General features: G+C 64.2%; 12 protein-coding genes and 1 tRNA gene. 8 read left to right on the top strand and 5 right to left on the bottom strand.

Translation table 11 applies throughout. From position 1 onward, the window contains the following. The first annotated feature begins 237 nt into the window (after positions 1–237). Both M6D93_RS13495 and M6D93_RS13490 read left to right on the top strand, forming a co-directional pair. Positions 238–693 (top strand): DUF3052 domain-containing protein, encoded by a 456-nt coding sequence (locus M6D93_RS13495; protein ID WP_249769805.1) that lies wholly within the window; start codon positions 238–240, stop codon positions 691–693. Then, complete coding sequence (locus tag M6D93_RS13490) at positions 690–1184, top strand: peroxiredoxin (RefSeq protein ID WP_249769803.1); 495 nt, start codon at positions 690–692, stop codon at positions 1182–1184. Before M6D93_RS13495 ends, M6D93_RS13490 begins: the two co-directional genes overlap by 4 nt. A gap of 11 nt (positions 1185–1195) precedes the next feature. Here M6D93_RS13490 and M6D93_RS13485 read toward each other — a convergent pair whose 3' ends face one another. Continuing rightward, positions 1196–2158 carry an SURF1 family protein gene (locus M6D93_RS13485; RefSeq protein WP_249769801.1) on the bottom strand — a complete coding sequence of 321 codons (963 nt, stop codon included), beginning with the start codon at positions 2156–2158 and terminating at the stop codon, positions 1196–1198. Between the two features lie 88 nt (positions 2159–2246). On the opposite strand from M6D93_RS13485, the gene M6D93_RS13480 reads away from it, so the two are divergent. Beyond that, positions 2247–2318: transfer RNA gene (locus M6D93_RS13480), tRNA-Val, on the top strand. Positions 2319–2722: 404 nt separating this feature from the next. Here M6D93_RS13480 and M6D93_RS19530 read toward each other — a convergent pair. Next, positions 2723–2842: a hypothetical protein gene (locus M6D93_RS19530; RefSeq protein WP_347343492.1), complete on the bottom strand. Its 120-nt coding sequence runs from the start codon at positions 2840–2842 to the stop codon at positions 2723–2725. A gap of 1173 nt (positions 2843–4015) precedes the next feature. Between M6D93_RS19530 and M6D93_RS19655 the strand changes: the two genes are divergently transcribed. From M6D93_RS19655 to M6D93_RS13465, 4 genes are all read left to right on the top strand, one after another. Further along, positions 4016–5227 (top strand): DNA cytosine methyltransferase, encoded by a 1212-nt coding sequence (locus M6D93_RS19655; RefSeq protein ID WP_430667193.1) that lies wholly within the window; start codon positions 4016–4018, stop codon positions 5225–5227. Further along, entirely contained in the window at positions 5190–6182 is a 993-nt protein-coding gene (locus tag M6D93_RS13475) for a XamI family restriction endonuclease (RefSeq protein WP_283818583.1), read from the top strand. Before M6D93_RS19655 ends, M6D93_RS13475 begins: the two co-directional genes overlap by 38 nt. A 100-nt stretch (positions 6183–6282) precedes the next feature. Further along, complete coding sequence (locus M6D93_RS13470) at positions 6283–9120, top strand: TrlF family AAA-like ATPase (protein WP_347343491.1); 2838 nt, start codon at positions 6283–6285, stop codon at positions 9118–9120. Positions 9121–9529: 409 nt separating this feature from the next. Next, positions 9530–10030: a hypothetical protein gene (locus tag M6D93_RS13465; RefSeq protein WP_249769799.1), complete on the top strand. Its 501-nt coding sequence runs from the start codon at positions 9530–9532 to the stop codon at positions 10028–10030. A gap of 179 nt (positions 10031–10209) precedes the next feature. Here the strand turns inward: M6D93_RS13465 and M6D93_RS13460 are convergent, their stop codons facing one another. Beyond that, entirely contained in the window at positions 10210–10719 is a 510-nt protein-coding gene (locus M6D93_RS13460) for a DUF1003 domain-containing protein (RefSeq protein ID WP_249769798.1), read from the bottom strand. 13 nt (positions 10720–10732) lie between these two features. After that, entirely contained in the window at positions 10733–11209 is a 477-nt protein-coding gene (locus tag M6D93_RS13455) for a DUF5994 family protein (RefSeq protein ID WP_249769797.1), read from the bottom strand. Positions 11210–11341: 132 nt separating this feature from the next. Here M6D93_RS13455 and M6D93_RS13450 point away from each other — a divergent pair, with 132 nt between their 5' ends. Beyond that, the gene (locus M6D93_RS13450; protein WP_249769796.1) at positions 11342–11749 is read left to right on the top strand and encodes a hypothetical protein; all 408 of its coding nucleotides are present in this window, start codon (positions 11342–11344) and stop codon (positions 11747–11749) included. A gap of 3 nt (positions 11750–11752) precedes the next feature. Here M6D93_RS13450 and M6D93_RS13445 read toward each other — a convergent pair whose 3' ends face one another. Further along, positions 11753–12382 carry an alpha-ketoglutarate-dependent dioxygenase AlkB gene (locus tag M6D93_RS13445; RefSeq protein ID WP_249769795.1) on the bottom strand — a complete coding sequence of 210 codons (630 nt, stop codon included), beginning with the start codon at positions 12380–12382 and terminating at the stop codon, positions 11753–11755. Positions 12383–12395: the final 13 nt, after the last annotated feature.

Below are 12395 nucleotides of genomic sequence, written 5' to 3'. Positions count from 1 at the left end.
GACGCCGGTAGGCGCTGCGACGCAGTGTGTCGCATACCAGTGTCCCCCCTCACCCCGACTGCTGTGACATGAGATGTTTACTCGCGGGTACACCAGCGATGTTGCATCGTCAGCGGAGTGTGGTTATCTACCGCAAGCACGTACGCAAGGATCAGCACTGGTCAAACAGACCCCGACTGACCCGACTGACTTGACGGCCACGACACAAATCGCGGCTGACCCGCTTGGAGGCTGGCAGTGAGCACCACCCCCGGAACCGGGGACAACACGACCACGGTGGTGGACCGCCTCGGCATCGAGGCGGGGATGGTCGTGCAGGAGTTGGGCTACGACGATGACGTCGACCACGACTTGCGCGATGCGATCGAGCAGCGACTCGACGACGACATGGTGGACGAGGACTCCGACGAGGTCGTCGACGTCGTCCTGCTGTGGTTCCGTGAGGACGACGGTGATCTCGTGGACGCGCTGGTGGACGCGATCGGCCCGCTGGCCGACACCGGCGTCATCTGGCTGTTGACCCCCAAACGTGGACGGTCCGGCTACGTCGAGCCGTCCGACATCTCCGAGGCGGCCCCGACCGCGGGGCTGTCCCAGACCTCGATCCTGCCGGTTGCTCCGGACTGGACCGCCGCGCGCCTGGCGACCCGCCGGGCCAAGGTGAACGACAAGGCCCGCGGGGAGCGCCGATGACGAACTCGCCGGGCCTCGACGCCCTGCCGGTTGGTTCGCTCGCGCCGGATTTCTCGCTCCGGGACCAGAACAACGAGGTCGTCTCGCTGTCCCGTTTCGCTGGGCAGAAAGCCGTGCTGCTGGTTTTCTACCCCTTCGCCTTCACCGGCATCTGCACTGGTGAACTCGGTCAGATCGGCAAGCACCTCGACACCTTCGTCAGCGACGAGGTGCAGGTTCTTGCGGTGTCGATCGACTCCTCGTACTCGCACAAGATCTTCGCCCAGCGCGATGAGCTGGACTTCCCGCTGCTGTCCGACTTCTGGCCCCACGGGGCGGTCGCGCAGGCCTACGGCGTGTTCAACGACGAGGTCGGCGTGGCCAACCGCGGCACCTTCCTCATCGACCGTCACGGCATCATCCGGTTCTCCGAGGTGAACGAGATCGGTTTCGGACGCGATCCCCAGCGATGGCTGGACGCGATCTCCGAACTCGGCGCGCCGGTCGGATAACAGCCGGTCTCTCAGCGCCGGCCCGCCAGCCGATCGTCCAGCGCCGCGCGGCGCTGCCGCCATGTCGGTTTGGGTGCTGAGCCGCCCGCACGCGAGACCGTCCCGGCCACCGGGCCACCGGGGGGCACCGCGGCGTGGTCAGGGGCGCCGACCTGATCGTCCTCGGCGGCATCGGCGGCATCGGCGGCATCGGCGTCCCGGCGTCGCTCGGCCGCGGCCAGGACGAAGGGCAGCGCCAGCGCCAGACCCGCGAAGAGGTACCACTGGACGACGTAGGCGGCGTGCTGGGGTACCTGGGCACCGCCGGCCGGGTTGGACATGCTCGGGTTCGGGATCGCGATGAGACCCGCAGTGCCCGGCTGGCCGGACAACAGTTCGGCGTAACCGTTCCAAACCGGCGCGCCCAGCCGGGCCGCGGTGTCGGCCACGTTGAGCGAGTCGACCTGGTTGCCGGGTAGCTTGCCGAGCTTGTCGGGCTTGATCGACGCCGGTTCCAGGCGCGCTTCGACGGTCACCGTCCCGGTCGGTGCGGCGGGCGCCTTCGGCGTATCAGCCGCGCTGCCGGTCTGTTCGATGAAGCCCCGCACGATCAGCAGAATCCCGTTTCTGGTCTGCAGGGGAGTGACGACCAGGTACCCGACACTGCTCCCCGTCCCGGCGCTGTCCTCGTTGCCGGAGTCACCGACGGTCTGCCCGCGTACCAGCACCTCGTGCTGGCGGAGGTAGGTCCCGGTGGCGGTGACGTGCCGGAACCTCGCGGTCTTTCCGGTGTTCGTCGCGGAGCCGACCGGGCCCAGTGCAGCGCTGACGTCGACGGCGGGGTCACCGTTGTTGGACCGCAGCAGGTGATTTGCTGAACGCTTCTGATCGAATCGCGCGATCTGCCAGGTGCCGGCCAGCAGGCACACCGTCGCCACCACCAGGCACGCCGCGATCAGGCCGTAGTAGCGGCGCTGGCGCAGGGTGGAGAGCACCTGAACACGGTACGTCCCAGGGATGTGCTGGATGCCGGTACCCTTGCACGGTTGCCTGGCGCGCGGCAGATTCCGCGGGTCCGGAGACGGGCGCTTAGCTCAGCGGGAGAGCACTCGGTTTACACCCGAGCGGTCACTGGTTCGATCCCAGTAGCGCCCACCGATTCCGGCTTACTCGAACCAACGACCGTTCGGATGAGGTCGAGAGACGGATACGAATTGGCAGTCTTCCTGCCATAGCTAGCCGAAGGGGCCCCGTTCATAAGAACGGGGCCTTTTTCGTACCTAGACGTGTGGAAGCGGTGGCCGGCCTCGCTCAGTTCGCCGTAGGGCTCTCAGAGCTCGCTGCCCGAAACTCGGACTACTTCAGAGTCATCGACGTAGAAGTGCTGGAAGAACGTCTGGTTCAGATTTCTGCGAAGTTGGTCGGAACCCTCCGTGTAGAGCTTGGCAAGGTCAGCAATCAGACGAATGCAGTCGAGGAGCCGCTGAGCACCAAGTGCGAGCTGATCGTTGGTTCGCGCGAGCGAGTCCTGAATGCGTCTGGCGCTCGAGACGGATGCGTCATGCCGCTCGCCCTTCGGCAACTTCGCGCGCCGCCGCTAGTCGGGCCGCTGCTTCTTCGGCGAAGGCCGGACTGAGCTCGATCCCGACCCATTCCCTCCGGAGCTTCTCGGCGGCCATGGCTGTCGTCCCGGCGCCCATGAATGGGTCGAGGACGACGCCGGGCTCGGATTCGGCCGAGCAACTGCAGTTTGGACCGAGCGGTCGCCGGGTGACGGTCCCATCGGCGACATGAAGTAGGCGCCGTCGCCAAGGGCGGCGGCAGTCCACACAGCGCAGCTCAGGACATCCCGCGGTGATCGCTTGGAGCGCCAGGACAGCTCTCGGCGATCCCCAACGACGCTGCGACGTCGCGAACCGTACGACCGGACGCAACTAGGTCGAGCGCCCGACGGCGGAACTCGGGCGGGTAAGGCTTTAGCACTGCATGGCTCCTTCCGGATCACCAAGCAGCGTCAGTCTCTCAACACGCGAGTCCTGAGAACCGGGGGGACATCACCTGTTCTGAGGCGATCACCGTCTCCGGAAGGAGTCTGTCAATGCCTGTAGCTAAGCCGCGGGAGTTCCGGCGTTGTGCCGTGGACCTGGCCAGTCGAGGTGAGCAGTCGGTGCCGCAGATCGCGAAGGATCTCGGGATCGGCGAGTCGTATCTGCGTCGATGGGTCGCGATCGATGATGTGGATTCCGGCCGCAGGGAGGGCATCAGCATGTACAGCCGGGCAGGCGAAGGCAGTCAGCCGAGCTGGAACAACCTCGTCTTTCCGGGCCGGACGCCGGGCCGCCTTGTGGACGACCGACAACCTTCTGCCCATCGCCTGGCTATGGGACGTCGGAGCTTCAGGCCTGGGACCTCGGACGACCGACGTCAGATCTGCTCAAGATCTTCCTGTCGTCCTTCCTGGCGGAGAACGGCTACCACGAGCTGGACGGCGCGATCGCCGATTCGATCGCCCCGTTCGGCTAGGTCTCGTTCCATGGGGTCTCTGTTCCAGGGGAGCGGCCAGAGTGTCGGTGGGTAGCGGTAAGACTGGGGACGAAGCCTGAACGGCGTGTCCTCCCAGATGGATCGAGATTCGTGTTACAAGATTTGGTCATGCCTGAAGAAGCGCGGCGCCCTCACCGCAAACACGCAAATTGGCGCGGCGAACGCCGGCCGGTCATGGTCCGCCTCGACGCCGATGTCGCAGCTCAGTTGCAATCTAGCGCATCTGCATCCGGTCAGTCCCTCTCGGACATGGCCGGCGAGCTGATCGCGCTCGGACTACTAACCTCGGACCGGTCGAAGGCCGCGAGATGAACGTGACTAGGCCGCTGTCGGTGGTCAGCCTCTTCGCTGGGGCTGGCGGACTTGATCTAGGGCTTGAGCGTGCCGGTTGGGAAGTGGTTGCGGCTACGGACTTCGACCGAGCGAGCATGAGCACGCTCCGGACAAGTAAGGACCTGGCCATCCCCGTCACTGGTCGGCTGGGCGTGACGCACATGTCCAACACACGGCTCATTGAGGCCGACGTTAGAGAGCTGACAGCCTCTGATCTCCGCCCTACGCGTGCCCGGGCAACTTGGCGACCTGATCTCTTGGCCGGAGGCCCACCATGTCAACCCTGGTCTTCGGCGGGACACCAGCGAGGGCTAGAGGACCCACGGGGTCAGCTCATCGGACACATGTTGCGACTCATTTATGAGCTCAAGCCTCGGTATGTGTTGTTTGAAAACGTCCGTGGTCTTGTTACTGCCGTCGGACCGAACGGCCGATCCGGAGAGGTTCTCCGGTCGATCCAGGCCGACCTTGAGGACATTGGATACGCGAGCAAAATCGCCACCTTGAATGCGGCTGACTATGGGGCGGCGCAACGTCGCGTGCGCCTGGTCCTGCTCGCCAGCTCGGATCATCACTTGCCCCCATGGCCGGCCCCGACGCACGCCCGATACTCCGACGCGAGCAGCGGTACCAAACCATGGGTGTCGATGAGATCACTGCTCGCGAAGCTACCGGCGCCCGACGAGGTTGAAGTGGTTCGGCCGAGTGGTGTGCGAGCCGCGGAGCTTGAGTGCCTGGAGCCCGGGAAAGGACTACGCACGGGTGGCAAGGTTGAGTCGAACCGGCCAAGCGGACATTGGGGCTACCGACAGGACAGCTTCGTTGCCGACACCGACCTGCCCGCGAGGACGGTTCGAGCTGCCACGACGCCTGACTGGATCCGCGATGGGGAGGGGCGGCTTCGTCGCCTGACATGGCGTGAGTGTGCGGCGCTTCAAGGATTTCCGAACGATTGGGCCTTCATGGGAACGGCAGCAGCTAAGTTCCGGCAGATTGGAAACGCTGTTCAGGCTGAAATGGCAACAGCTTTGGGTGACACACTCCGAGCGGAGTTGGCGCGCGGGCGCGCGTCCAAACCGCCGGTATCGCCGCCTTGGCCAGACGCTCTTGAGGCTCGTGTCCGCTATACGCTGGCCGAGCACCGTGTCAATGCGGGTCATCGAACACGAGTTCGGCCGCAAGTGTAATCGCCGACACGGGGAAGATCAGCGGTGCTCGTCTGCTTGTCGACGGCACGATTGCCATGTGGCACTACTACCCGCGCCCGAGTGGACTGATGAGCAGCTTCTTGCTGCTCGCAATGAGGGTGAAGCGCGGTCCCGTGCTCGACGACGAGAGGCCGGGCCGAAGGCGTTCGGACTGATCTGTCGCCATCTTGAGCCGCAGGTCCGCCGTGGGCTTGCGCTGTCAAGCAACCTTCGACAGATCACCGGAGACATCTTTCGGGACCACCCTGAGATTTGGCAGATGTTCCGGTACGTGTGTGCCCCGCCAGTCAGTCAGGAGGACTTCTGGACGTTGGTCGGGGGGCCGAAGTTCCGACGCGTGCCAGCTGAGTTGGCCGACGAGGCAGCACTCGCTCTAGTGGACGTCGTTGATCCAGTTCGATTTCCATGGGTCGAACAGAGCAGAGACCCAACGCCCGTCGAGCTCGATGCGTCAGTTTTGGCAACGACGTGCCTTTGGGCAGCGCAGTTCCTCGGCACTCAACAACGCTCCGAGTCTTCAAAACGTCAGGAAGCCGCGGTCGGATCTGCCTTACAGGAAGCTGGGCTCACGTTCGATCCAAGCCGTTCTCCAGCACAGTTCGCTGACGCGATGACACGCGGCACATACAGCAGGGAACGTCTTCTTGCTGGCGCGAAGTGCGACGTACCTGCGCGGCTTCACGATGGTCGGCTTATGGCGATTGAGTGCAAGGTGAGCAATGGGCCGAAGAACGGATGGAAGCGCGTAAACCGCGAGGTCGGAGGCAAGGCTCAGACCTGGCGTTCGGCCTTCGGAAATCAGGTCCTTACCGCCGTGGTCCTGGATGGCGTTTTCGACCTCGCAAGTCTGAAGACCGCCCGCGACGGTGGGGTCTTGGTGTTCTGGGAGTATGACCTCAATCCGTTAAAAGAGTTCGTGGTAGCCGCTGTCTGAGTGGCCGGCGTCAACGCTCGCCGGTCGACACGCTTGATCTGTCCGACGCTCGGGGTACCGTGCCGCCTGATCGCTGAATTCGAGCAGTTGTGGAGGCACGGTGAGTCGCTGGTGGAAATGCGATCTGCAGGTAGCGACTCCGGGGGAGCCTCGCTTCCGAGGGCCGAGCTCAAACTGGGACATAACCACAGAAGCCGGTCGCGTAGCTGCCTGTGACCGATACATGGAAGCGGCGAGAGCCGCCGGCATCGAGGTTCTCGTCCTCGCCGACCACAACAGCGTGAGGTGGATCGACGACATGGTGGCCGCAGGATTTCGCCATGGCGTCGTAGTTTTTCCAGGGTTCGAAGTCACGTCTGCTACGGGCGCCGACGGAGTACATCTCATCATCTTTGGCGCACCCGGTCGCTCCGGCGAGGACTTGCAGCAACTGCTTTTTGGCGCGTGTGGCTTCGGTGGCGACCATCCGTTGTTCAATCCGAGCCAGCCGACTGAACCAGCACCGTCGCCGTACACCGTTCCGCAGATCCTCGATGCACTACCTGACGACTACCTCGTGATTGCTCCGCACGCGTTCAATGACAACGGTCTCGCGAGCCGGAACACGGTCTCAGGGAGCTTGCGCTGGAAGGCGATGCATCATGATCGGCTGGTAGCCGTCGATGTTGGTGACATAGACGAAGCGCTGAGTGACGCGACGTCATGGAAGGCTCGATTTGTTCGTCGCGAACTAAGCGACTTCCCTTGTCTGCCTGGTCTCGCGTTCGTTGCGAGTAGTGACGCGTACGCGCTCGATGAAATCGGAACACGCTTCACGTGGATCCGAATGGAGAGTCCAACGCTTGAAGCGATGCGGCAATCGTTCCTTGATCACGATGCTCGGATCGTCTGCGACTGGGACCCTCGGTACCGCGGGACTGATCTGACGCCGAACACTGTGACCCACGCGTGGGTGCGGCGAGTCGCGCTGGCCGGGGCGACTACGACTCCGAACGACTTGGAAGTCGACCTGGACCCACGTCTCACGGTCGTGATAGGCGGTCGCGGATCCGGAAAGTCGACGGTTGTAGCTGCGCTCCGGGCACTTTACGGTGACCTCGAGAGCCTCCCATCACAAGCACGCACCGAGGCGCGCCAGTTTGAGACAGCTGTGTTTCCAAATGCGACCGTTCGCTCGGCGCACCGCCTGGCATACAGCGAAGAGGAGCAGGCGGCGACATGGACAGCGACAGACGGCTCGACCACGCTCCGCCTTGGAGATCGACGGACGCCGACTGACTTCAAGGTTCGCGTCGTGAGTCAGAAGGAGCTGTTCGAGAGGTCTGCCTCATCGTCTGACAATCCCCATGCGACGTCTCAGAACATCCTTGCTCTCGTCGATGACGAGATCTTCTCGGGCACCGCTGGTGCGCGTTCGGCGAGCACATACGACGTCGAGGTCGACCAGCTGCGCACCACCTGGACGGCAGCCTCTCGGCTCCATCAAAACGAACGCGCGGCAGTCGCGAGGGCGGCTCAAGTGCGAGACAGCGTTGATGAGCTTCAACGGCAAGTTGCTGCCTTTGACGATGAAGCCAACCGGGCTCGAAGGACGAACAACGATCGCCTACTCGATGAGTCCGCACAGTTGGACGCGGCTATCGCTTCTACTGAGTCATCGATTCAGGGGCTGCGTGATGACATTGCCAACAGATTTTCGGCGACATTCGTCGAAGTTGCACCGGGCGACGACCAAGATGACCGGGCCGGCCCGGTACGCGAGCTAGACCAGCTCCGGCAGGCTCTTCGCGCCTCTGTGACTGCTGCCGCAGATGCCGCGACCCAAGAGATTTCCCGCCTCTCAACCCGTCGTATGGCGTCAGCTTGGCAAGCGCAGGTTTCGGCTGCGCAGGTCGATTCTGAGGCCTACGCAGCGGAGCTCGCGGCGCTCGGACTCGACCCCGACGCTTATGGACAGGTTCGCGAACAGCTTCGCGAACAGACTGAACAGCTCGCTGACCTCACCCGACGCGCCGAGGGGCTAACTGATCTAGAAGCATCGGAAACTGCAGCATGGACTGCGCTGAGTGAGCTATACGAGCGGCGTCACGAGCGCAGGCAGGCGCTGTTGAACGGCGTAGCAGAGCAGAGTGGAATCTTGCGGTTCACGCTCGACCGCAACGCGGACACGACATCGTGGGTCCGAGCCGTCCGACATCTGTTGAATCTGCGTGCCGACGGCTTTATCGAAGACGTGCCGGAACTTGCAGAGTGGCTGTGGCTGGACGCTACCCAACGGGATGCAAGAGCGAGAATGTGGGGAGACGCTTGCGTCAGTGGAGACTTCGCCGCAATCTCGCGAGTTGCGCGGCTGAGGGGTCCTTGGTCAGCACGGCTGCGAGAGCTCGACCCGATCGTCCGGACTCGGCTTGCAGCTGAGGTTCCGGACGAGGTCGTGACGATGGAGTTCCGGCGGGCGGCAACTGGTCGGCAAGTGGGTGAACAGTGGGAGGCGCTCACCGCTGGCTCACCTGGACAGCGGAGCGCAGCGATGTTGAGTTTCGTTCTCCATCACGGCGTCGAGCCGCTCGTCCTCGATCAACCCGAGGACGATCTCGATACCGAGTGGATCACTCAGTTAGTTGTAAAACAGCTACGTACGAGTCGATGGACTCGGCAGCTTGTTGTTGTGACCCACAACGCCAACATCCCTGTCAACGCCGATGCTGAGCGCGTTGTGGTGCTCGAAAATATCGGCGACGGCGTCCAAATCCGAACGTCAACGGATGCTGATGGCGTGATCCACCCACACCTAGGAGCAATCGAAGACGACCTTGTCCGTAAGGACATTCAGAAAATCATGGAAGGCGGCGTCGATGCCTTCGTTCGTCGTGAGCGCCGATACAACAATGAGTTGAACGGATATCGGGCGGCGATGCAAATGGCACGAGACCGCTAAGCACGGGCCGATAGCGCGGCCGGTTGCCGATAAGAATCGACTGCGAGCGTTATCTATGTGCTGGACGGTGGCGCGTTAGGCGAGGGGGATGCCGATGCCGAGCCAAAGGTCAATCCTGCAGCCGCTATCGGGGTGGCGGAGCGAGAACTTGATCGACAATCGCGAGGAGAGCCTCGCGGGTTGACTCGCTCGTCTCGAGCCATCGAACCGGTTGAGCGCCCTCGTGAGGAGGCCCGGTGGCCTGACCCCGATTCGTAGGTCCAGTGGATCAGTTCTCGGGGTCCGGCCAGAAGCGGAAGTCGTTGACTCGACGGTCCTGAGCGGTCGCCAGGTGTTTCTTCTGCCCTCGGTCTTTGTTCTTCGCTCGGTGTTAGCTGACGGGCGACCGTATAGCACTGGGCCTCGCCTCATGACCGTGTTGAACCCCCTCGTCGGCGCGAGCTCCTGGCTCGGTATCGGCCTGAATGAGCATTTGGGCGACTTCGAGGGGGACCCATCGAGCTTGCGCACAGCTGAAGCGGTGGTCGCGGAGGCGTTGCGTGCATTTCCTTCCGAGGAGGAGTGTGTGCGTCGCATTGCGGGCATGCGCACCGTGCCCGACGACTACTCGTATGAGGCGCAAGCGTATTGCCGGCTTCTCAGCGGGGACGAGCGCGGATTTTCCGAAATTGTCAACGGCTCGGGCGTGCTTACCTACGCTAAGTACTCGCCGTCGGAGGAGCGGCTGGCGTGGGAACGGGCACGGGACTCGCGTGTGCTTTCCATTCGCGGCGCATCGCGTGCTGATGCGCTGGAGCTCATCGCGCAATGGCGTAACGAGGCGGCAAATGCACTGGTCGGGACAGAGTATGCGCCAGCGCTGGAACCCGAATCCATTTCCAGTGCCGAGCTTCACCGTTTCGCACGGTGAGACGTTCCACATCGGCCATCATCCTGTGTGCCTGACCGATGCACGAGTAATCCCACATCAGTTGGCTGGTGTTCCCCTGGGACGCCGATCCAGTTGGGCTCGGTCTTGTTGCGCGCCGGTCCACGTTGAGGTTGCCAAAGTTGCGCGCGAACCGCGGTGGTCAGCGACGGCCGTAGGCATCAACGACGGCCGTAGGCATCAACGACGGCCCCGCTCCTGATCTCGTCACCGTCACCGACACCAACACCGACACCAACACCGACACCGACACCGACACCGACACCGACTGCGTCCCCGGGCCGGCAGACGTGCGCATGGATCTGGGTCGCGAGTTCCGACACCGACGCCGTGAGCACGGTGTTGGCCTCGATCAGTTCCTTCAGGGTGGTCGTGTTGCTCAACGTGTGGAGCGCAACTTGGCTGCTGATGGAGTCCGCGCGCTTGGCCGAGATCAGCAGGATCGCGCCCTGCAGTCCCGCGATCATCGACAGGAAGAGATTCAGCAGGATGAAGGGGTAGGGATCGAACCCGTGCGAGCCGTTCAGGCCGGCCCAGATTGCCATGAAACCCAGGAAGGCAAAGACGAACGGCCACGACCCCATCCCGTTACGGACCAGGTCGGCCGCGCGTTCACCCGTGGTCAGATGCTCGCCCGTTCGGACTCCCGGGTGGTTGCGCCAGTCGCTCACGTGCTCGGGTCCGTCACTGCATGGTGTCTGAGGCGGTCCAGCGCTGACCGGTTCGGCCTGCCAACTCGACCGCGCGCTCGGCGGTCGGTCCGGACTCGGTCGGCGGGATCACGAGCACTTCCAGGCGCGGGAACGTCCCGGTGTCCCACGCCGTCGTGTCGATCAGGACGATCGAGTCGGCTGCCTGAGTGCGGAACCCGCTGAGCCGGACGAGGCGGCCGTCGACGACGAGCTTGCGTGGCGGGTTCTGGTCCCAGGCCGCCATGTTGTACGTCACGCGCCGGATGTCGTACCCGCGGACCATCAGCGCCCGGATGACCGCCGGTAGCTCCTCGGCCAGCGAACGCGATCGCGGCCACCAGCCACCGAAGGGCTCACCTGGGACGTAGTCGGCCCGCAGCTGGATACGCGTGTTCCCGTCAGCGGCGGGGGCGGGATCACCAGCGGAGGGCATCGTCAGGACGGAGGCAATGGGTTCGGAAATGGACATCGCTGCACACCACGATCAGCCGCACGCGCGGCGAGTTCGGGAATCTCCAACGATGAGGCCGGCGTGGAAGTCGGCGTTCGGGGTACCGCTGGTACCCCAACGGTACGCCGCCGGATCGGCGATACTTCGCACGTGGCCGGGTACTCATCGACGCCGTTGGAACGCAAGTTGGGGCTGGTCAGCGCTTCGGGGACCGCGCCTCCCCGAACCGCGGTGGTCCACCCTCCGGACGACTACGAGCGGCTGCTGCCCGATCACGCCCCTGAGCGTGACGGGACGGGCGAGGTGGAATGGCTGCATGCGTTCTTCGTTGACGCCGCCGCGATGGAAGCCGAGTTCCCCGGCCTGCGGGACCGCATCACCACCGCGGGCCAATTGTGGATCTCGTGGCCGAAGAAGGCCTCCGGGGTGGCGACGACGCTGACAGAGAACATCGTCCGCGAGATCGGCCTGGCTGCGGGGCTCGTGGACGTCAAGGTCGCGGCCGTGGACGAGACGTGGTCGGGGCTCAAGTTCGTCCGCCGGCTCGCGGACCGCTGATCGTTACCGGACGCCGCGGGGACGGAACTGGACGCTGATGCGCGGCCCGACCGGCTGTGCGGTTTTGGGGATGGCGTGCTCCCAGGTGCGTTGACAACTGCCGCCCATCACGATCAGGTCGCCGTGGCCCAGGGGAAAGCGCAGGCTCGGACCGCCCGCTCGTGGCCGCAGGAGCAATGGACGGGGGGCACCGAGGACCAGGATCGCGACCATGGTGTCGTGGCTGGACCCGCGGCCGATCCGATCACCGTGCCAGGCCACGCTGTCCCGGCCGTCCCGGTAGAGGCAGAGCCCGGCGGTGGCGAAGGGCTCGCCCAGTTCGTCTTGGTAGTGCTCGTCCAGTACCCGCTTGGCTTGCACCAACGCGGGGTGCGGAAGCGGTACCTGCTCGGCGTAGAAGGCCAGCAACCGGGGCACGTCGACGACCCGCTCGTACATCGGACGTCGCTCCGCGTGCCAGTCCACGCTGCCGGCCAGGTCGTCGAACAGGGCGTCGGCGCCGTCCATCCAGCCGCGTCGCAGATCCACCCATGCCCCCTCGGACAGGTGCTGGCGAGTGAGGCCGGGGACCAGCGGCTGCGGAGCCGGGTCAGCCGACTCCGCCCACAGGCAATGCTGCAGCGCGACGCTCATGCCGAAGAGGGTA

Origin of the sequence: Jatrophihabitans telluris (genome assembly GCF_023516435.1) — a bacterium.
GTDB lineage: Bacteria > Actinomycetota > Actinomycetes > Mycobacteriales > Jatrophihabitantaceae > Jatrophihabitans_A > Jatrophihabitans_A telluris.
Note: the sequence above shows the minus strand (reverse complement) of the source record. Positions and strands in the feature narration are given on the sequence as shown.